The organism is Plantactinospora veratri, from assembly GCF_036421995.1.
Classification (GTDB): Bacteria; Actinomycetota; Actinomycetes; order Mycobacteriales; family Micromonosporaceae; genus Plantactinospora; species Plantactinospora veratri.
Map to the genome: position 1 here is coordinate 34,849 of NZ_JAZGQL010000035.1, position 21,023 is coordinate 55,871.

Here is a 21,023-nt window from a genome sequence, read left to right on the forward strand (position 1 = left end):
CGGTGGTGTTCACGGGTGGCGTTGTGGCCCGTACCGCCGTGGTCGGCGGAAATCCACTACCGCGGTTGGAACTGCCACCAGTCGACGTTGAACAGGTAGCCGCTGCCACCGGCGAACCGCAGGTACAGGTCGTGGGTGCCGGTCGCGCCGTTCGTCGGGCAGCTGACGGTCGTCCAGGTCTGCCAGCCCCCGGTGCCGGGCACGGTGCAGGTACCCACGAGGGTGCCGTTGGTGCCACCCAGGCGCAGCTCGATGCGGCCACCGCTGGTTCCCGAGGCCACTCTGGCGCTGAGGGAACCGGCACCGGCGCCGAAGGCCACGCCCTTGACCTTGATCCAGTCCCCGTTCTCGATCCAGCCGACGTTCATGCCCCCGCCGCTGGCCGGCTCGGTTTCCACACCGGTCTCCCAGGCGATCGTCTCGGCCTCCTGCCGGACGTAGGGGTTCAGGGTGCCGATCTGGGGTGCGCCCGTCGTGGTCATGTTGATGGTCGGGATCGTCCCGTCGGCGTTGTAGTTGAATTTCTCCACTGCCACCGATCGGGTGAAGCCGCCACCGCCGGGCAGGGCACCGTTGTGGTAGAAGAAGTACGAGCCGCCGTTGAAGTCGATGACTCCGGCGTGGTTGGTGAAACTGCCGCCCTGCCGCGGCATGACCGTCCCACGGTAGGTCCACGGCCCGGTCGGCCCGGGGGCCGTCGAGTAGCCGATGAACTCCGAGCAGCACTCCGCCGCGAAGACGTTGTAGTACAGCCCGTTCCGCTTGTAGACCCAGGGTGCCTCTTCGTAGAGGGTCGGGCGACTCGCGTTCCCACTACGGGCGCCGAACCCCGCCGCGGTCAGCGGGATCTGCGTCGCGCCGCCCGAGAACGAGATCATGTCGGCGTTCAGCCGCACGTACCACAGGTTCGGGTTGCCCCAGTACAGGTACGCCTGCCCGTTGTCGTCGATGAAGGCGGCCGGGTCGATCTCACCGTTCTCCACGAGTGGACGGCCGAGCGCGTCCCGGAACGGCCCGGTAGGGCTCTCCGACACACCGACCCCGATGGCCATCCGGCCGGTTGCCCGGTTCACGACCGGCACGTACCAGTAGAACTTGCCGTTGCGGTGGATGGTGTGGCCGGCCCACGCGTCGGCGCTGGCCCAGCTGAAGGTGGCCAGGCTCATCGGAGAGCCGTGGTCGGTCCAGTTCACCATGTCGGCCGACGACCAGACTCGCCACTCGCGCATCGTGAAGTAGGTCGAGCCGTCCTCGTCGTGACCGGTGTAGAGGTACACCCGGCCGTCGTGGACCAGCGGGGCCGGATCGGCCGTGTAGATGGTCTGCACGATGGGGTTGTCCGCCCGGGCCGTCCCCGGCAGCAGCACCGCGAGACACAGCAGCGCGGACATCAGGGCCATGCCGCGTCTACCCGCCGCACGGATAGAAGTTTCCGACCTCATTCTCATCTCCTCGGGCTGACGATCGCATTGAGAACAATCGGTTCGTATGAGGTGGTAGCCGGCCGGGCCGGCGCGGAGTTTGCCCTCTCCGCGCCGGCCCTCCCAGGACACGGCCGGCAGCGACATGTCGGCGTTGATGCCGCTGCCGGCCGTGCCTGGAGACCGCGCCCCGGCTCTGCCCGGTGCAGGTCGGCTACCGGAGTTGCCGTACGGGCTGTGAGGCTTTCCGGCCAGGTGCTCTCCTGGCCGGGCCGCCTATCCGACGCGTACGAGTTGCCATTGCTGGTTGTTGCCGCTCCAGTCGGTGTACTGCACGACGTTTCCGCCGTCGTTGACATCCGCGCCCTGCACCTCCAGGGCCTTGCCGCTGTTGCGGTTGATCAGGCGGGTGTAGCCGCCCCCCGAGTCGGCGGGCCGGAACTGCTGGTTCGTCCCGTTGTGGTCGGTCCACTGCACCACCGCGGCACCATCCGCGGTGGACGCGTTGGCGACGTCGAGCACCTTGCCCGAGTGCCGGGACCTCAGCCGGTAGTAGCCGCCACCGGAGTCCACGAACTGCCACTGCTGCCACGCGCCGTCGTTACGCGCCCACTGGGTGATCCGCGCCCCGTCGTTGGTTGCCGAGTTGTACACGTCCAGTGCCCTGCCGCTGTTGCGGTTGACCAGCACGTACCATGCCGTCGTGTCGACCTGCCCCGGGTTGGGGACGCTGCCGCTGTTGAGGGCGGTGAGCACCGCGTCGTAGGCGGGCTTCTTGTTGCCGTTGCCGTCGAAGAGCAGCGGGTTCTGCCCGGTACGCCAGGAGTCGGTGTCGCGGATGCCCCAGACCGTGATGCCGGTGCAGCGGGCGACGGCGAGGCAGGCGCGGGTGACGGTGCCGTAGACGCTCGCCTGGTTGGAGCCGGAGATGTCCAGCTCGGTGATCTGCACGTCGACCCCGAGGTCGGCGAAGCGTTGCAGGTTGGCCTGGTAGTCACCGGGCACCGAGTTGCTCAGGTGCGACTGGAACCCGACGCAGTCGATCGGTACACCGCGCGCCTTGAAGTCGCGCACCATGTTGTAGATGCCGGTCGACTTCGCGTTGATCCCGTCGGTGTTGTAGTCGTTGTAGCAGAGTTTGGCGCCCGGGTCGGCGGCGTCGGCGGCCCGGAAGGCGGCCTCGATCCAGTCGTTGCCGGTACGTTGCAGGTTCGAGTCTCGCCGCCCGCCACCGCCGCCGTCGGCGAACGCCTCGTTCACCACGTCCCAGGTGTGGATCTTCCCCCGGTAGTAGCTGGCGACCTGGGTGACATGGTTGATCGCCGCGTTGCGCAGCGCGCCGCCGGACATGCCCTGCGCCCAACCCGGTTGCTGCGCGTGCCACAACAGGGTGTGCCCCCGCACGGACATGCCCCGCGACCGGGCGTGGTTGACGATTCGGTCCGCGTTCGTGTAGCTGAACCGGCCCTGCTGCGGCTCGGTCGCGTCCCACTTCATCTCGTTCTCGGCGGTGACGCTGTTGAACTCGCGGTTCAGGATCGTCATGTACGTGTTGTCGCCCATCCTGCCTGCCGCGACGGCGGCGCCGAAGTAGCGGCCCTTCTCCGCCGCCGAGGCACCCAACGTGGTGCCGGCGCTGGCGGGACTGGCGGCCTGGACCGCCATGCCGGCCCCGAGCAGCCCGGTCGCCAGCAGCGCCAGGACCGTTCTGCTCCACCACCGACGCCGGGGAGGTCTGCTTGGGTATTCGCGCTCGTTCATGGGTCAATAACCTCTCGACACTGATCGGGCAGAGTCCTCTGCCCTATGAATGAAGGCGCACCCCCGTCGGCCCTTCACGTGGACTTGGGCGCCGCTCTGTGAGCGCTAACACCTGAGCAGTACCTAGTCCAGGATCGTGATCCCATAGCCTAGGAGAACGCTAACATCGACATATGGAGATTGCCAGATCGTTTCGGTGCCTTCAAGGGGTGTCGGCGCGGACACCTACACGAAATCCGACGAGCAGGACGCACTCCGCCCTGCTGACTTTCGACGAACGCAGTCGATAACACTTTTCGAGGCGGCACGAAATAGCCGAGGCACAGAACCACGGCAGCTTTCTGTTATGGAAACCGGCGACGGATGGTCCCGAACTGCACACCCACTCGGGCCACCGGATCGGTCCGGTTGGCGGACCGATCCGGCCCGGCCCCTCCCACCCCCCGAGGTCAGCTGGTCACGTTCCACTGCTGGTTGGTGCCACCGTGGCAGGCCCAGAGGTGGACCTTCGTGCCGTTCGCGGTGCCCTGGCCGCTCACGTCGAGGCACAGCCCGGACTGCACGCCGGTGATGGTGCCGTTCGCGTTGACGTTCCACTGCTGGTTGGCCTGGCCGTTGCAGTCCCAGATGATCGCCAGGGTGCCGTTGGTGGCACTCTGGCCGGAGGCGTCGAGGCACTTGTCGCCGTAGACGGTCAGTTGCCGTCCCGAGGTGTACGTCCACCGCTGGTTCGTCCCGCCGGAGCAGTCCCAGAGCTGCGCCTGGGTGCCGTTGGTGGTGACCGACCCGCCGATCTCGAGGCAGCGGCCGGACTGGCCCCCGACGATCTGCACGTTCTGCTGGCCACCGCCGCTCTGCGGCCCGGCGGCCGCCATCACGGCCTGGGCGCCCGCGGGCCAGTTGCCGCCCGTCACCGTGACGTTGCCGGAGACGACGTTGCCCCGGTCGCCGTTGGTGACGTTGGTGCTGCCATTGGTCGACCAGTTGTTGGTGACGGTGAAGTTGCCCATGTTCTCGGCGAACCAGTAGTTCGCGGTGGCCCAGGTGCCGGTGTTCGCGAGGACGTTGTTCCGGGCGGTCCAGTACCGTGAGCCCTCGTCGAAGTAGATCCCGAAGTAGCCGTTGGTCCGCAGGCAGTAGTTGTCGCTGATCAACCCGCCCTGGTTCGCCGACAGCGTGTAGACGCATCCGCCGTCGTTCATCTGCTGCATCACGTCGTGCACGTAGTTGCCGACGAGCCGGTTGTTCGACGCGGTCGTCGGCGTCGAGTACCGCGGCTGGTAGTTGTACAGCCCCCGGTCGGCGTAGTGGTTGCTCCCACCGGCGTCGTTGGCACCCCACCCGTACCCCATCGACATCCCGGTGTACGGCATGTTGTAGACCTCGTTGTACGAGACCGTGGCGTTGGTGACGTAGGTGGTCAGCACCGACACGATGCCCCGGTGCTCCACACCGAGGTCGTGCAACCGGTTGTTGCTGATGGTGATGTCCCGGTTGACCATCCGCTGGTCGCTGGGATGGTGCGCGTCCGCGCGCACGCCGCCGACGACGATGCCGCCGGCCGAGTTGCGGGCGATCTCGGACCTGGTGATGGTGATGTTGCTGGCGCCCAGGCCGACCCCGCTGGCGTGGGCGCTGACGTCGTTGCCGATGCCGATCGCCGTCTGCCCCAGGTTGACGAACCGCGAGTCGGTGAAGGTGACGTTGTTGGCGGCGGAGATCTGCACGGCGGCGGGCGACTGGAGCCAGTTCGGTCGGGCGGCCTCGAACTGCGGGCAGCCGTTGTGGCAGGAGGTGAAGCCGGGCCAGCTCCAGTTGCCCGCGATGTAGGCACCGGTCTGCTGGTCCGGATAGCCCTGGTTGCCGCTGGGCCCGAGCCAGCTGGTGCCGGTGAAGGTGATCCCGCTGAAGGTGAGGTGGTGCGCGGGTGCGTCGTAGCTGCCGCCGAGGTTCACCAGGGACTGGAGTACCGGCAGTTCCACACTGACGTTGCCCAGGTTCTGGCCGCCGAGCGGGATGTAGGACAGGGCGCCGGTCGACGGGTCGAGATACCACTCCCCCGGAGCGTCGAGGAACTCGTACGCGTTGCTGAGGTAGAGCGGACCTGCCCGGTGCGGGCTGGTGAAGGTGTCGTACCCGAAGTTGTTGTTGCTCCAACCGGGCTGCTGCATCGTGATCAGGTTGCCGTTGATGCTCTGCACCGAGACGTACCGGTCGGTGAACGAGCCCACGCTCTCCATCTGGATCCGGCTCTCGTTGGCCAGGTTGTTCAGGTAGCCCAGGGCGCTGTTGGTGAACCTCATCCCGGTGCTGTCCGCGGTGAAGTCGGCCCGGTTGACCTGGGTGCGGGCCCGGGTGGCGATGGCGCCGTCGACGTAGAGCTGCCGGCTGTCGAGCCCGGCGCCGACGTTGGCCCGCCAGATGTTCCTGCCGGAGTCGACGAGGGACCAGCCGGTGACGGCCCGGGCGCCGCTGAGCACCGGACGGGCCGACGGGGCGGCCTGCCACATCACCCGGTAGCCGTTCGTGCCGGAGTCGGCGGCCGTGAGCCGGAGCGGGGAGGTGAGCCGGTAGACCCCGTCGGCCAACTGGACGACGATGTCGCCGGACATCGAGCCGGCGCGGGAGCGGACCGCGGTCTGCGCGCCGGTCACCGAACACGGCGCGGCGGCGGTGCACGCGGTGCCACTGCCCGAGGGGGCGGCGTAGAGGGTGGTGGTCGCCGCGTACGCCGGGGCGGTCGAGGTGGCCACCACTGCCGCGGTGGCCACGGTGGTCAACGCCGCCGCGGCGGCTCCGAGCAGCACCCGCCGCCGGGCAGCGGGAACTGGGGGTACGGACACGGGGGTCTCCTTGCCTGGATGGGGGTGGTGTGGTGTGGCCGACGATCCAGGTGCGACCGGTCGACGCCGCGCGGTTGCCGGCGCTGAGCGTGGGCCGGCAGCGGGCGCGCCCTGGGAGCCCGCCGGAACGAAACGCGGCGCTGCGGCGGCGGCGCCGATGACTCGACTACGAAGAGTTCATCATACGAATGATGTATTTGCAAGGATCGATCGACCGCCCGGGAGCGGTTGTCCCCGATGGACGTACGCCGGACCCTGCCGAGCACGGTCGGATCGACGAACACAGGAGCCGGCGCCTCAGCGGAGGATCCGCCGGAGATAGGCCAGTCCGTCCTGGGCGAGCCGATCCTGCGACGGGGCGAGCGGACGCCAGATCGACGCGGCGGTGGCGATGGTCTCGTTCTCGGCGGTGAACGACTCGATGCAGACCGCGCCCCGGTAACCGGTGGCGTCCAACGCGGCGAAGAAGCGGGGCCAGTCGAAATGGTCCGCACCGGGAGCACCCCGGTTGGTGCCGCTGACCTGGACATGCTTGATGTACGGCCCGGCCAGGGCGAGCGCGGAGTACGGGTCGGCCTCCTCGATGTTCATGTGGTAGGTGTCGATCATGATGCCGACGTTCGGCGGCAGGCCGTCGAGCAACTCCAGCGTCTGCTCGACGGTGTTGGCGACACTCGTCTCGTAGCGGTTGAGCGGCTCCACGCCGATGGAGACGCCCCGCTCCCCGGCGTGGTCGGCGACCGGCGCCAGCGCCCGCCGGAAGTCCGCGTAACATGCCGCGCGGGCCGTCCCGGTCATCCGCCACGTCCGGCCCACGGCGGCATAGACCGGACCCCCGACGCACGGCGCGCCTACCACCGCCGCGCTGTCCACACAGCCTTTCAGGTACGCCACGGTCTCCTCGACGACGGCCGGGGCGGCCTCCACGAGGTCACGCCCGGGTGGGGTGACCGCGCAGACGCCGGCCGCGGTCAGTCCGTGTGCCGCCAGCAGGTCCCGGGTGCGGACCGGATCCCAGTCGCCGGGTTGCTCGATCGGCAACTCGACCGCGTCGAAGCCGAAGGCGGCGATCCGTGGGAGCAGCTCGGCCAGCGCCTCGTCGTCGACCGGGGAGGCCCAGACCCAGGGATTGACACCGATGGTGCGCAACGTCGGCTACTTCCAGCGCTGCGGATAGCCGGGCAGGTCGGTGCAGCCACACATGGCGTAGTGCAGCGGCGGCATGTCCGGGTCGAGGTAGCTGTCCAGGTTATCCCGGGTGATCGTCGGCTGTGGCAGCTTCCACGGGTTGGCGACCTGCTGGCCGTCGAGGATCCGCAGCGCGGCGATGATCGGCGTACGCCACTGGTAGGTCGGGTAGGTCGGCGCGATCGCGGTGAGGTTCCGGTCCTTCCAGATCTTCAGGAAGTCGAGCTGGTCCTCGCCGTTGATCGGCGGCACCGGCTTGCCCGCGTCCTGGAACGCCTCGACTGCCGCCACCGCGACCGCACCGGCGTCCATCCAGACGCCGTCGATCGTGCCGTGCCGCTGGAGGTAGTCGTCGACGATCTTCTTGGTCTTGGCCGGGTCGCCGTCGGTGAACTCGACGCCGACGACGTCGACCTTCGCCCTGTCGAAGGCGACCTTCGCGGCGGACCAGCGGGTCTCCAGCACGTCGACACCGGGCAGGATCCGCAGGGCGAGCAGCTTGCCGCCGGGCTTCATCCGCTGGCTGACGAACTCGGCCCCGACGTGGCCGAACCCGTACCCACCGATGGGGTTGATGAAGGTCACCGGGCACTTCGTGTCCACGCCACGGTCGAAGACGACGACGGGCAGGCCGGCCCGGCAGGCCGCCTCGACCGCCGGGGTGAGCGTGGCGGTGGTGTTCGGCGAGACGATGAGCGCATCGCAGCTCTTGCCGAGCAGGTCGTTGATGTCCGCGATCTGCTTCTGGTCCTTGCCCTCGGCGTCGACGTGGACGAACTCCTTGATCCGGCTCCGTTGCGCCTCGACCTCGGCCTGCATGACCTTGAACCCGACCTGCCGCCACGGGTTGTTCAGGGCGGCGTTGGAGAAGCAGATCTTGTACGGGCCGGTCTTCCTGAACTTCGCGGTCTCCACCATCGTCGGGTTGAGCGCCTGCTCCCACGGCTTGTCGGCCGGCCCGGTCGCAGTGGCGGCGAGCAGCGAGAGTTCGTTGTCGTAGTCGGCCTGCACGAAAAACTTCGACTGCTCCCCCGTGCCCGCCCCCGCGGCCCCGGTGGAGGTACCCGACGGGGTCGCGGCCGGCTCGTCGGTGGCGCAGCCGACGAGCGACAGCAGGGTGACCGCGGCCAGGGCCGCCATGCGACGTCTCACTATGAATCCCCTTATCTGGATGAGAAACGCAGAGCCGAGACCGCCACGGCGCACAGGATGATCGCGCCCTGGACAGTCGATCTGAGGGCGCCGGAGACGCCGTAGAAGTTCATGAGGGCGAAGAGCAGCTCCAGGGTCAACGCGCCGAGCATCGCGCCGACCACCGAACCGCGACCGCCGCCCAGCGCGACGCCGCCGAGAACGACCGCGGTGATCGCCCCGAACTCCAGACCCGCGCCGGCCTGGAACGAGACGCCGCTGTAGCCGCCGAGCAGGATCGCCGCGACCGCCGCCGCGAGTCCGCTGAGGATGAACGCGCCGGTCCGGGTACGCCAGACCCGTACCCCGCTCAGCTCGGCCGTGCGCGGGTTGTCGCCGACGGCGACCAGCGTGCGACCGAAGTCGGAACGCATCAGCAGCACGGCCAACGCCGCGAGAACCAACAGCACCACCAGGGCGTACGGGAGACGACCGAGCAGCGGCACGTCCTCGAACGCGCGCCGGCCGAACTGGCGGAACTCCTCGGAGAGCCCGCCCTTGGGCGCGCCGTCGGACCATAGGTACACCGCGCCGACGAGGATCAGGAACATCCCCAGGGTGGTGATGAACGAGGGCACCCGCAGCCGGGTCGTGACCAGACCGTTGACCAGCCCGACGAGCGCCCCTCCGGCGAGCAGCACCAGTACCACCGGCCAGGTTCGGGACGGATCGCTGTCGATGAGCCGGGCGGCGACGACGACCTGGGCGGTGACCAGGGAACCGACGGAGAGGTCGAACTCGCCGGAGACGATCACGAAGTACTGGCCGGCGGCGAGCAGGATGACCGGCGCCGAGCGGCCGAGGAACGACATCAGCGACGGCGGCGCGAGGAAGTCGGGCTGCCGGACGGCGACGAGCACCAGCAGCACCGCGAGGATCACGAGGATCGGCAGGACACCACCGGCGCGGAACCGCAGGACGCGCAGCGGGAGCGGAGGGCGTTGGACGGTCTGCATGGCTAGGAGTCCGCCTTCCGCAGCGCCCGGCGTGCGTAGACGGCGACCGCGGCGATGATGACGGCGCCCCGGATCACCTGCTTGAAGAAGGCGTCCACCTCGAGCTGGTTGAAGATGGCGTCGATGCTGGCGAGCAGCAGCACCCCGCCGAGGGTGCCGACGACACCGCCGCGTCCGCCGGCGAGGGCGGTGCCACCGATCACCACCGCGGCGATCGACTCCAGGTCGTAGAGACCCTCGGTGCCGACCCGGGGCGCCCCCGAACCGAGCCGGCTGGCGAGGTAGATGCCGGCGAGCCCGGCGCAGAGCCCGCAGAGCACGTGCGCGGTGACGAGAACCCGGTCGGTGCGGACGCCGGAGAGCCGGGCGACCTCCGGGTCACCGCCGACCGCGACGAGGTGGTGGCCGAACCTGGTCCGCGAGAGCGCGAACCAGGCCACCCCGGTCACGGCGACCAGCAGCAGGAAGGACAGCGGTACCGGACCGATGCGCTGGTATCCGAGGCTCCGCACCAGCGCGGGTGCGGTGCTGCCGGCGGGGCCGTCGTAACCGTTGTCGAGGTACCCCTTGAGCAGCAGCCCGACGCCGAGGGTCGCGATGAACGCGTTGATCCGTAGTTTGGTGACGAGCAGCCCGTTGAGCAGCCCGACGCCGGCGCTCACGGTGAGCGCCAGGCCGACCGCCGGCAGCAGCGCGCCGTCGCGGCCCTCCATCGCCTCGGCCGCGACCAGGGTACTGAGGCTGATCACGTACGCCACCGACAGGTCGAGCGAGCCGCCGAGGATGACCAGGGTCTGACCCACGGCGACGAGCCCCAGCCCGGCGGCGACGTGCAGCAGGCTCACCGTCGTCGACTGGTTGAACAGTTGGCCGCCGTCGATGGTCACGACCAACCACCCGATCGCGAGGACGAGGGTCAGGGCCACGAAGACGCCCGGTACGGGCCGTCGGGCCGGCACGAGTGAAAGACCACTCACCGGACCGCCTCTGTTCGCGACTGCGGGGCTCGCAAAACCGGCTCACTCCTCACCCTCACCGGACCGCCTCCGGTACGGTCCCGAGTGCCAGGGCGATGACGTCCTCCTCGGTCGCGTCGGCGGGCAACTCGCCCGCGATCCGGCCGTCGCGCATGACGACGATCCGGTCACTCATGCCCAGCAGCTCCGGCAGGTCGGACGAGATCATCAGAACCGCCGCACCGTCACGGGCGAGGCGGCGGACGAGATCGTGGATCGCCGCCTTCGCTCCCACGTCGATGCCCCGGGTCGGCTCGTCGAAGAGCAGGATCCGCGGGTTGACCGCGAGCCACCGGGCCAGCACCACCTTCTGCTGGTTGCCGCCGGAGAGGAAGCGGATCTCCTGGTCGTCGGCGGCGGCCCGGACGTCGACCGCGGCGAGCAGTTCGCGGACCCGCACGGTACGGGCGGCGCGGCCGGACCGGGCCGCGAAGACGGCTCGGCTGGCGAGCAGCGCGTTGTCCAGTACGGACTGCCGGGCGACGATGCCTTCGCCCTTGCGGTCCTCGGTGACGTAGGCGACGCCGGCCCGCATCGCGGCGCGCGGCGAGCGCAGCCGGATCGGCGTGCCGTCGAGCGTGACCTTGCCGGTCGTGAACGGGGCCGCTCCGAAGAGCGCACGGGCCAACGCGGACCGCCCGGCACCCTGGAGGCCACCGACGCCGAGCACCTCACCCGCGTGCAGTTCCAGGTCCACCCCGCGCAGCTTCCGGTTTCCCCCGCCGCGGACGGTGAGCCGGACCGGACCGCGGTCCTCGGGACCGGCCCGGTCCGGGTAGTAGCTGGACAGTTCCCGGCCGACCATGTGTCGCACCAGTTCGTCGGCGGTGGTGTCCACGGTGTCCACGGTGGTCACCCGGCGGCCGTCCTTCAGGACCGTGATCCGGCCGGACAGGTCGAAGACCTCGGCGAGCCGGTGCGAGACGTACAGCAGGCCGATGCCCCGCTCCTGGAGCCGGCGTACCAGGCCGTACAGCAACTCGACCTCGTGGTCGGCCAGCGCCGCGGTGGGCTCGTCCATGATGAGCAGCCGCGCGTCGAGGGCCAGCGCCTTGGCGATCTCGACGACCTGTTGCTGCGCGACGCCGAGATGTCCCACCCGGGCGTCGGGCGGCAGGGCGGTCTCCCCGATCGAGCCGAGCAGTCGGCCGGTGCGGCCGAGCATCTCCCGGCGGTCGACGAGCCCTCGGCGTACCGGTTCATGGCCCAGGTACACGTTCTCCGCGACGGTGCGCTCCGGCAGCAGGTTGAACTCCTGGTGGATGATGCCGATGCCGGCCCGCTGCGCGTCGCGCGGACCGCGGAACGCGCGGGGTTCACCCGCGAATTCGATGGTGCCCTCGTCCGGGCCGTGTCCGCCCGAGACGATCTTCATGAGGGTGGACTTCCCGGCACCGTTCTCACCGACGACGGCGTGCACCTCGCCCGGCCCGACGTCGAGGTCGACACCGTCGAGGACGCGTACCCCGAGGAAGGACTTTCCGATGCCCCGCAGGGCGAGCAGCGGCGCCGTTCGTGGATCTGACATCGCGGAAGCCCTTACAGGTAGTAGTCAGCGAGGGGTTCTTCGCCGGGCCCGGTTTCGTTCTGTTCGGGCAGCGACGAACTTTCGGGCGCAACGCGGAGGCTTACGTTCTTCCGTCACAAACATTCGCTTGACACGAGCGAAACATCACACGTATGAAGATAGATGTTTGGATGCGGCTCCGCAATCCTCGACTTGAGGCGACTACCGGGCCCGCCACTCGATCGGCAGCGGCGCCGGACCGAGGGGCCAGACATGGCCGCCCACACCTCGGGTCGACGTGAAACGCAAGCGCAGCCATCGATGGTCTTTGATGCGAAGCCCATCCCGACACCCAGCAGGCCATGGGACGAGGAGCACACCTACGTCACGGTCTGTGACGTCCTACGGGGCTGACTGCCGTTGCGGCGAACGGCACGACGCGACCGGCACTCGCGCCCGCAGGCGTGCCCAGGCACAACCTGGCGCGCCGCGGGCCCGTGGCCGCAATCCCGTTGCCCGCCCGAACTAGGAGACGGCATGCGCCGCAACACACTGATCATCGGACTGCTCGCCGGCCTGTTACTGTCGCTCGCGCTCGTACCACCGGCGTCGGCGGCACCCGCCTTCCGCGCCCTGCTCTTCACCAAGACCACCGGCTACCGGCACGACTCGATCCCCGCCGGGATCTCGATGTTCCAGCAACAGGCGGCGGCGAACAACTTCGAGCTGGTGCACAGCGAGGACGCGAACGTCTTCACCCCGGCCAACCTCGCGACCTTCGATGTCCTCATCATGTTCCAGACCTCGGGCATGGTGTGGACCTCGGCGGCCCAGCGCCAGGCGGTGGAGGGCTTCGTCGCCGGTGGCAAGGGCATCGTCGCCGTACACAACGCCACGGACATGGGCATCGAGGGCGAGTACCCGTGGTGGGACCAGACCGTGAACGCCGGTGCGCACATGCCGGAGCACTCCCCCGGGGTGCTGCCCGGCACCGCCATCGTGGCCGACAGGAAGCATCCCTCGACGGCCAGCCTTCCGGACCGGTGGAACCGCAGCGAGGAGTGGTACAACTTCGACAAGAACCCGCGCGGCGACGTACACGTCCTGGTGACCGCCGACGAGCGCACGTACAACCCGGGCTCCCGGGCGATGGGCCCGGACCATCCGATCTCCTGGTGCCGCAACGTCAGCGGCGGCCGGGTCTGGGCGACCGCGATGGGGCACGCCGCCGAGTCCTACAGCGAGACCAACTTCCGCAACCACGTCCTCGGCGGCGTCCGGTGGGCCGCCGGCAACGAGCCCGGCGACTGCGGCGGCACCGTCTGGGGCAACTTCGAGAAGCGCACCCTCGACGACAACACCGTCGACCCAATGGCGCTGGCGGTGGCACCCGACGGTCGGGTGCTCTACGTCCAGCGGGGCGGCCAACTGAAGGTCTTCAAGCCGTCGACCAACACCACCGTCACCGCCGGCACGCTCAGCGTCTACACCGGCGGCGAGGACGGCCTCACCGGGATGGCGCTGGACCCGAACTTCGCCAGCAACGGCCACGTGTACCTGTACCACTCGCCGGCGGGCAGCACGACCGACGTCAACCGGGTCTCCCGGTACACCCTCAGCGGTGACACGCTGAACCTCTCCAGCGAGGTCCGGATCATCGACATCCCCGCGTACCGGGACCGTACGTTCCCCGAGCCCGGCCACACCGGCGGGTACATCGAGTTCGGCCCGGACGGGAACCTCTACATCGGCACCGGCGACGACACGCCGCCGAACCTCGACCCCAACTGGCAGGGCTACGCCCCGCTGGACTGGCGGTCCGGCAAGGCCAACCTCGACGCCGCCCGAACCGCCGGCAACACCAACGACCTGCGCGGGAAGCTGCTGCGCATCCGCCCTTCGGCCAGCGGCGGCTACACCGTGCCGACCGGCAACCTCTACCCGCAGGGGACCGCGCAGACCCGGCCCGAGATCTACGCGATGGGCTTCCGCAACCCGTTCCGCTTCTCGATCGACCCGGCCAACGGCTGGGTCTACCTGGCCGACTACGGGCCCGACCGGAATCCGCCGACCACCAACCGCGGCCCGGAGGGACTCGTCGAACTCAACGTGATCAAGTCCCCGGGCAACTACGGCTGGCCGTTCTGCCACGGCGACAACCAGCCGTACGCGCCGTACAACCCGGACACGGGTGCGGTCGGCGCGAAGTTCAACTGTGCCGCGCCGGTCAACAACTCGCCCAACAACACCGGCCTGACCAGCCTCCGGCCGGTCGTCGCACCCCAGATCTGGTACGGCTACGGCACCTCGCCGACCTTCCCGGAACTCGGCTCCGGCGGCTCGGCGCCGATGGGCGGGCCGGTCTACCGGTACGACCCGGCGAACCCCTCCGCGACGAAGTTCCCGCCGTACTACGACGGGGTGCACTTCTTCTACGAGTGGTCCCGCAACTACGTCAAGGAGGTCCACTTCGACTCGGCCACCACGGTCACCCGGACCAACCCGTTCCTGCCGGCCGGCAACTTCAACAAGCCGATGGACCTGGAGTTCGGCCGGGACGGCTCGCTCTACCTGTTGGAGTGGGGCACCAACTTCGGTGGCGGGAACAGCGACTCCGGGCTCTACCGGATCGACTACATCCAGGGCGGGCGCTCGCCGATCGTCAAGGCGACCGGTACGCCCACCAGCGGCAACGCGCCGCTCACCGTCCAGTTCAGCAGCGCCGGTACAACCGACCCCGATCCCGGCGACACGCTGAGCTACCAGTGGACGTTCGGTGACGGCAGCAGCTCGACCGCCGCCAACCCGTCGCACGTCTACACCGGCAACGGCAACTACACGGCGCAGTTGAAGGTCACCGACAGCTCCGGCAAGAGCAGCTTCGGCAACGTCGGAATCACCGTCGGCAACACCGCCCCGGTGGTCACCATCACGACTCCGCCCAACGGCGGCATGCTCACCTTCGGTGACAAGGTCTCGTACCAGATCAGCGTCTCCGACCCGGGCGGCGCGGCGGTCGACTGCACCAGGGTGGTCCTCAACCCGGCCCTCGGGCACGACGACCACGCGCACGAGACCACCGACTACCCCGGCTGCTCCGGCACGATCTCCACCGACCTGCTCGGCGGACACCCGGACGGCGCCAACCTGTTCTACGTGCTCAACGCGCACTACACCGACAACGGCGGCGCCGGCGGAGCGGCCCCGCTCACCGGCCGCGCGCAGGCGATCCTCCAGCCCAGGCACAAGCAGGCCGAGTACTACAGCAGCCAGTCCGGTACCCGGGTCGTCGACCAGGCCGGCGCGGAGAGTGGCAGACGGGTCGGGGACATCTCCAACAACGACTGGATCGCCTTCACCCCGATGAGCCTGTCCGGCATCACCAGCGTCAGCTACCGGCTGTCGTCGCCGTCCGGCGGTGGCACCATCGAGCTGCGCGCCGACTCGCCGACCGGCACGCTGCTGGCCACCACCCCGGTGCCCAGCACGGGCGGCTGGGACAACTACCAGTCCACCCCGCCGGTGAACGTCGGCGCGCTCGCCGGAACCCACACCCTCTACCTGGTCTTCAAGGGCAGCGCGAACAACTGGTTCGATCTCGACTCGCACACCTTCGGCGGCAACGGCGTCGGCGTACCGAACGCCGACGGCGGCATAGCGGGCCGGACCTGGACGCTCACCGCGCAGCACAGCGGAAAGCTGATGGACGTCAGCGGCGTCTCCACCGCCGACGGCGCCCAGCTCCACCAGTGGGCAGCCACCGGCGGCAACAACCAGAAATGGCAGGCCGTCGACGCCGGTGGCGGCGCGGTCTATCTGAAGGCGGTGCACAGCGGCAAGTGCGTCGAGGTGACCGGTGGCTCCACCGCGCCGGGGGCCTTCCTCCAGCAGGCCACCTGCAACAACGGCAGCCAGCAGAAGTTCACCGCCACCCCGACCGGCACCTCCGGGGTGTACACGGTGAAAAGCGTGCTCAGCGGGCACTGCGTGGACGTCGACGGCGCCGCCACCGCCGACGGCGCCCGGCTGTTGCAGTGGAACTGCCAGAACAGCACCAACCAGCAGTGGCGGTTCACCCTGGCGTGACGCCGACCGCGGCTGCCCCGGGCAGCCGGTGACGGTCCGGTCGGGACCGGTGTCCGGGAAGACGGCACCGGTCCCGACCGGGAGGTCGGTCGCCCAGGGCGTCCGTCATCGGCCCAGCCAGCCGCCGTCGACGGGCAGCACGATCCCGTTGACGTAGTCCGACGCCGCCGACGCCAGGAACACCGTGGCGCCGCCGAGGTCGTCGGCGCGGCCCCACCGGCCCGCCGGGATACGGGCGAGGATGGCCCGGTCGCGATCGGGGTCGTCACGCAACGCCCGGGTGTTGTCGGTGGCGATGTAACCGGGTGCGATGGCGTTGACGTTCACCCCACGGGACGCCCACTCGTTCGCCAGTGCCTTGGTCAGGCCGGCCACGCCGGCCTTCGACGCGGCGTAACCGGGGACGGTGACACCGCCCTGGAAACTCAGTAGCGACGCGGTGAAGATGATTTTCCCTCGACCGCGTTCGACCATCGTCCGGCCGATCTCCCGGCTCAGCACGAACTGGCTGCTCAGGTTCACCTCGATGACGTGGTCCCACATCTCGTCCGGGTGCTCGGCGGCCGGGGTACGGGCGATCGTGCCGCCGTTGTTCACCAGGATGTCGATCGGCCCGAGCGCGGTGAGGTCCCGGGCCAACCGGTGCACGGCGGCCCGGTCGGCGAGGTCGGCCCGCAGCGCGGTGAACCGGCGGCCGGCCGCCCGTACCCGGTGTTCCACCTCGCTTCCGGCCGGTTCCAACTCGGCGGAGACGCCGACGACGTCGGCACCGGCCACGGCCAGGGCCTCGGCCATGGCCAGGCCGATGCCGCGCCGGGCGCCGGTCACCACGGCGGTCCGGCCGGAGAGGTCGAACAGGTCGGTCACCGGTCGTCCTCCCGCCAGTCGACGAGTACCTTCAGCACGCCGCCGCCCTCGAGGGCCGAGAACGCGGCATTCACTGCTTCGACGGGCTCGACCCGGGAGATGAGCCGCCCGACCGGGATCGCGCCGGACGCGACCAACCGGACCGCCTCCGCCATGTCGGCCCGCTGGTACAGGCGGGCGCCGAGCAGCTCCAGTTCGCGCCAGAAGAACCGGTGCAGGTTGACCTCCCGGGGCCGGGGGTGGATCGCCACCATCACCAGCCGGCCGCGGGTGGTCAGCACGTCCACCGCCGTGGTGACGCCGGCCGCCGAGCCGGAGACCTCGAAGGCGATGTCGGCACCCGCGCCGTCGGTACGGTCGTCCACCAGCGTCACCACGTCGGTCGTCCCAGGGTCGACGGCCTCGATCCCCATCCCGTGCACGGCCGCCCGCCGGAACGGGTCCGGCTCGACGAGGAGCACCCGCGCGCCGCAGCCCTTCGCGACGGTGGCGATGAGTACCCCGATCGGCCCGCCGCCGACCACGACCACCTGGTCGTCGGCGGTCACGTTCCCCCGCCGGACGTCGTGCACCGCGACCGCGACCGGTTCGACGAGCGCCGCGTGGTCGAGCGGCAGGTCGTCGGGGAGCGGCAGGACCAGGTCCGCCGGGACGTTCCAGGACGACTGCATGGCGCCCGGCGAGTCGATGCCGAGGAAGTCCATGGCATGGCAGACGTGGGAGTTGCCGCGCCGGCAGGCGGCGCACTCCCCGCACGAGCGGGTCGGCATCACGGTGACGGCCCGGCCGACGGACCAGCCGGTGGTCTCCGCCCCGACGGCCGCGATCCGACCGGACATCTCGTGCCCGATGATCGCCGAGGCGCCGACCCGGGCATCCATGTCCCCGTGGTAGATGTGCAGGTCGGTACCGCAGATCCCGGTGTAGGCCACCGCGATCCGCAGCTGGCCGGGACCGGGCGGTTCCGGGTCACGTTCCTCGACCGCGAGGTGCCGCGCCCCCCGGTAGACGACTGCCTTCATCGATCCTCCGTCTCGGTGGTCGGTACGTCGTTCCTGCCGGCCGGGCACGACCGTGGGTACACCGCCGTGGCGGAGCAGCCACGGTCTCCTGCTCCGGCGGCCAGGAGCCTGGCGAGGGCCGTGGGTCGTCTGAACTGTCTGTGCGAGGAGGGCACCCGGATGTCCTTTCGGTGCGCAGAGGCGGTCTGGGTCAATGGCGTGCGGTGGGCGACACGTCGTTGTGGGAGTGCAGCGGTGCGCCGGAGAACCGCCGTACCGGAGCGACGCCGTCGACCCCGGCCAGCAGTCGCCGTCCGGCCCGCTCCGGCCGGACGTGGGGGCCCTCGGAGGTCTGCGCCTGCGGGCGCCGGGTGGTCGCCCGGATCCGGTCCTCGTCGACCCGGACCCCCAGACCGGGCGAGTCACCGAGCACGAAGGCACCGTCCTCGACGTGCAGGTCGACGGAGATGCCGACCGGTGGCGTCAGGTCCTGCAACTCGCTGGTCAGGTGGTTCGGCACCGAGGTCGCGGCGTGCAGCAGCCCGACCGGGCTGTTACCGATCGGGCTGACCGGCAGGTCATGACCGTGGGCCAGCGCGGACGCCCGCAGGAAATGGGTGACCCCCCAGACGGCGGCCATCTGCACGATGTCGACGGCACCGGCGGCGATCAGTGGACGGTACTGCTCCAGCCCGGTGAGGTTCTCCCCGGTCGCGACCGACGCGCGGATTCCCCGGCCGACGGTGGCGAGACCCTCGGCGTCCCAGCGCCGGACCGGCTCCTCGATCCAGATGAGGTCGAGGGTGCGTTCGAGTTCGCAGACGTGCCGGACGGCCTGCTTGCGGGTCCATGCCTCGTTCACGTCGAGCATCAGGCCCGGCCGCAGCCCGTGCCCGGCCTCGGTCAGCACATCCCTGACCAGGCAGAGGCGATGCCGGTCGCGCTCGATGTCGAGGCCGCCCTTGAGCTTGGCCGCCCGCAGGCCGTACCGGGCGTAGACCTCGTAGGCCGAGACGAGTTCGTCGTCGGACAGCCCGATGTCCAGGCCGGATGCGTAGGCGGGGACCCGGCGGTCGCGTCCGCCCAACAACCGCCACAGTGGCTCGCCGGCCGCCTGTGCCTTGATGTCCCACAGCGCGGTGTCGAGTGCGCCGATGGTGCCGAACACCGGGCCGGCGTGCCCCGCCTTGAAGGTGTGCCGCAGCATGCGGTCGTAGAGGGTCGTCACGGCGCGTGGGTCTTCGCCGTCGATGGCCGCGAAGATCCGCTCGATTTCCACGTGCGGCCCGATGCCGACCCCCGAGATGCCCTCATCGGTCTCGACGACGACGATCGACACCGGAACCACCCCGTCGGCGAAGACACCGTTGGCGTCACCGACGGGCCGCCCCCACTCCTGCACCGTGGTGAGTGTCCGATATCCAGTGATCCGCATGTCAGCCCTTCGTGGAACCGGCGGCGACGCCGTCGGCGATCTGGCGCTGGAGGAACAGGTAGACCACCAGGACGGGAAGAGCGGCGATCAGGACCCCGGAGGCGAAGGTGGGAATGTCGTCGGAGTACTGGCCCCGCAACGAGGTCACGCCGACCATGAGGGTGCGGTGGTCGGCCGACGGCATCATCACCAGCGACATGAGGACGTCGTTCCAGCAGAACAGGGCGTTGAGGATGCCGACCGACAGCAGCGCCGGGGTGCCCAACGGCAGCATGATCCGGCGGTACACCCCGTAGACGTTGTTGCCGTCGATCCGGGCCGCGTCGATGATCTCGGTCGGGATGGTCCGGTAGTAGCTCGTCATCAGGAAGACGGTGAAGGGCAGGAACTGGGCCACGTAGACGAGGATCAGCCCGGGGTAGGTGTCGATGAGACCGTTGTCTGCCATGATCCGGGCGAGCGGCACCATGATCACCTGGAATGGCACGAACAGTCCCGCGAGGCAGCCCAGGAAGAGCGCCCTCGAACCCCGGAACCGCAACCGGCTCAGGGCGAAACCGGCCATCGAGCCGAAGAGCAGCAGCAGGACCACCGACGACGTCACCACGAGCAGGGAGTTGACGAAGTACCGGCCCATGCCGACGCTGCTCCACGCCGTGCCGATGTTCTCCCAGCGCAGGGCGTCGGTCAGGGAGAACCGGTCGAGGATGTAGTCACGCCGGGTCTTCATCGCGACGTTGGCGGTGAAGAGCAGGGGGTAGATCGTCGCGAGCGCGAGCAGCGCCATCGGGATGGCGACCAGCCACCGGCCCAGACGGATCCGAGTCATCAGTCCTCCCTCCCCGCCCGCTCGAGCAGCTTGATCTGGAGTAGCCCGACGACGAGCATGATCACGAAGAGCACCGTCGACGCGGCCGACGCCAGGGCCGGGCGGCTCAGCTGTCCCTGCTGGATCCAGATGTAGTACTCCGGCAGGTACGTCGACCCCTCCGGACCACCGTTCGTCATGACGTAGAGCAGGCCGAACATGGAGGTCAGCATCCCGATCATCGTGGTCACGAAGACGAACTGGATGGTGCGCGACAGCGCTGGGACGATCACGTGCCAGATCACCTGGGGTAGCGACGCCCCGTCCACCCGGGCCGCGTCCAGCAGCGCGGCGTCCAGGGTGGCGAACCCGGCGAGGAACACCACCAGGGCCATTCCGAAGGTCGCCCAGACATGCACGCCGACCACCACGAACATCGCGACGTCCGGGTCCCCGAGCCAGTCCACCGGACCGACGCCGACCGACCCGAGAACGGCGTTGAGCGGGCCGTCGAAGGCAAGCAGCAGGTTGAAGATCGCGCCGACGATGACCGGGGAGAGCACCGCGGGGAAGAAGTAGACGCCGCGGTAGAGCCGGTGACCGGGCACCCGGAGGTAGATGAACGTCGCCAGCAGCCCGGGGACCGCCACCGCCGCCGGAAGCAGCAGCACCAGCAGTCCCACGTTGCCCAGCGCGGTCCGGAACAGCGGATCGCGGAACAGCTCCAGGTAGTTGTCGAGGCCGACCGCCACCCCGTTCCGCTCACCGTCGCCGGTGAAGGAGAAGTTGACCCCGAGCAGCAGCGGGTAGAGCCGCAGCAGCACGATGATCAGGACGGCCGGGGCCACCAGGACGTACGGGGCGAAGCGCTCGGCCCGTACGCCGCCGGCACGCCGGGAACGGGCGCTGCGACGGCGGGTGGCGGACCCCGCGGCCCCGTCGG

At 69.6% G+C, this 21,023-nt stretch carries 14 protein-coding genes; 1 reads left to right on the forward strand and 13 read right to left on the reverse strand.

Annotated features, from left to right (window positions below):
• Window positions 1–56 precede the first annotated feature (56 nt).
• The 8 genes from V1634_RS32485 to V1634_RS32520 form a co-directional block, all read right to left on the reverse strand.
• Window positions 57–1,400, reverse strand: coding sequence for a glycoside hydrolase family 43 protein (locus tag V1634_RS32485; protein WP_331210608.1), 1,344 nt, complete (start codon window positions 1,398–1,400; stop codon window positions 57–59).
• Between the two features lie 297 nt (window positions 1,401–1,697).
• Window positions 1,698–3,182 carry an endo-1,4-beta-xylanase gene (locus V1634_RS32490; RefSeq protein WP_407951859.1) on the reverse strand — a complete coding sequence of 495 codons (1,485 nt, stop codon included), beginning with the start codon at window positions 3,180–3,182 and terminating at the stop codon, window positions 1,698–1,700.
• A 449-nt stretch (window positions 3,183–3,631) separates the two neighbouring features.
• Window positions 3,632–6,025 carry an RICIN domain-containing protein gene (locus V1634_RS32495; RefSeq protein WP_331210609.1) on the reverse strand — a complete coding sequence of 798 codons (2,394 nt, stop codon included), beginning with the start codon at window positions 6,023–6,025 and terminating at the stop codon, window positions 3,632–3,634.
• Between the two features lie 297 nt (window positions 6,026–6,322).
• Window positions 6,323–7,174, reverse strand: a complete 852-nt coding sequence (locus V1634_RS32500; protein WP_331210610.1) for a sugar phosphate isomerase/epimerase family protein — start codon at window positions 7,172–7,174, stop codon at window positions 6,323–6,325.
• Window positions 7,175–7,180: 6 nt separating this feature from the next.
• Window positions 7,181–8,365 carry a substrate-binding domain-containing protein gene (locus tag V1634_RS32505; protein ID WP_331210611.1) on the reverse strand — a complete coding sequence of 395 codons (1,185 nt, stop codon included), beginning with the start codon at window positions 8,363–8,365 and terminating at the stop codon, window positions 7,181–7,183.
• Between the two features lie 11 nt (window positions 8,366–8,376).
• Window positions 8,377–9,360, reverse strand: coding sequence for an ABC transporter permease (locus tag V1634_RS32510; protein WP_331210612.1), 984 nt, complete (start codon window positions 9,358–9,360; stop codon window positions 8,377–8,379).
• 2 nt (window positions 9,361–9,362) lie between these two features.
• Window positions 9,363–10,337 carry an ABC transporter permease gene (locus V1634_RS32515; RefSeq protein ID WP_331210613.1) on the reverse strand — a complete coding sequence of 325 codons (975 nt, stop codon included), beginning with the start codon at window positions 10,335–10,337 and terminating at the stop codon, window positions 9,363–9,365.
• A 55-nt stretch (window positions 10,338–10,392) separates the two neighbouring features.
• Complete coding sequence (locus tag V1634_RS32520; protein WP_331210614.1) at window positions 10,393–11,904, reverse strand: sugar ABC transporter ATP-binding protein; 1,512 nt, start codon at window positions 11,902–11,904, stop codon at window positions 10,393–10,395.
• Between the two features lie 516 nt (window positions 11,905–12,420).
• Here V1634_RS32520 and V1634_RS32525 point away from each other — a divergent pair.
• A complete protein-coding gene (locus V1634_RS32525) occupies window positions 12,421–15,969 on the forward strand; it encodes a ThuA domain-containing protein (RefSeq protein ID WP_331210615.1) in 3,549 nt (1,182 codons plus the stop codon).
• 105 nt (window positions 15,970–16,074) lie between these two features.
• Here the strand turns inward: V1634_RS32525 and V1634_RS32530 are convergent, their stop codons facing one another.
• From V1634_RS32530 to V1634_RS32550, 5 genes are all read right to left on the reverse strand, one after another.
• Window positions 16,075–16,836 (reverse strand): SDR family oxidoreductase, encoded by a 762-nt coding sequence (locus V1634_RS32530; RefSeq protein WP_331210616.1) that lies wholly within the window; start codon window positions 16,834–16,836, stop codon window positions 16,075–16,077.
• The gene (locus V1634_RS32535; protein WP_331210617.1) at window positions 16,833–17,858 is read right to left on the reverse strand and encodes a zinc-dependent alcohol dehydrogenase; all 1,026 of its coding nucleotides are present in this window, start codon (window positions 17,856–17,858) and stop codon (window positions 16,833–16,835) included. Before V1634_RS32535 ends, V1634_RS32530 begins: the two co-directional genes overlap by 4 nt.
• A 190-nt stretch (window positions 17,859–18,048) precedes the next feature.
• Complete coding sequence (locus V1634_RS32540; protein WP_331210618.1) at window positions 18,049–19,272, reverse strand: mandelate racemase/muconate lactonizing enzyme family protein; 1,224 nt, start codon at window positions 19,270–19,272, stop codon at window positions 18,049–18,051.
• Window position 19,273: 1 nt separating this feature from the next.
• The gene (locus V1634_RS32545) at window positions 19,274–20,101 is read right to left on the reverse strand and encodes a carbohydrate ABC transporter permease (RefSeq protein WP_331210619.1); all 828 of its coding nucleotides are present in this window, start codon (window positions 20,099–20,101) and stop codon (window positions 19,274–19,276) included.
• Window positions 20,101–21,023: carbohydrate ABC transporter permease (locus tag V1634_RS32550; RefSeq protein WP_331211456.1), on the reverse strand; the 923-nt coding region annotated here is incomplete at its 5' end. The genes V1634_RS32545 and V1634_RS32550, both read right to left, overlap by 1 nt.

Excerpts from the sequence above, each read along its gene's own strand:
- V1634_RS32520 (WP_331210614.1), bottom strand. The coding sequence starts at position 11,904 with ATGTCAGATCCACGAACGGCGCCGCTGCTCGCCCTGCGGGGCATCGGA.
- V1634_RS32485 (WP_331210608.1), bottom strand. The coding sequence starts at position 1,400 with ATGGCCCTGATGTCCGCGCTGCTGTGTCTCGCGGTGCTGCTGCCGGGG.
- V1634_RS32510 (WP_331210612.1), bottom strand. The coding sequence starts at position 9,360 with ATGCAGACCGTCCAACGCCCTCCGCTCCCGCTGCGCGTCCTGCGGTTC.
- V1634_RS32490 (WP_407951859.1), bottom strand. The coding sequence starts at position 3,182 with ATGAACGAGCGCGAATACCCAAGCAGACCTCCCCGGCGTCGGTGGTGG.
- V1634_RS32525 (WP_331210615.1), top strand. The coding sequence starts at position 12,421 with ATGCGCCGCAACACACTGATCATCGGACTGCTCGCCGGCCTGTTACTG.
- V1634_RS32535 (WP_331210617.1), bottom strand. The coding sequence starts at position 17,858 with ATGAAGGCAGTCGTCTACCGGGGGGCGCGGCACCTCGCGGTCGAGGAA.
- V1634_RS32545 (WP_331210619.1), bottom strand. The coding sequence starts at position 20,101 with ATGACTCGGATCCGTCTGGGCCGGTGGCTGGTCGCCATCCCGATGGCG.
- V1634_RS32540 (WP_331210618.1), bottom strand. The coding sequence starts at position 19,272 with ATGCGGATCACTGGATATCGGACACTCACCACGGTGCAGGAGTGGGGG.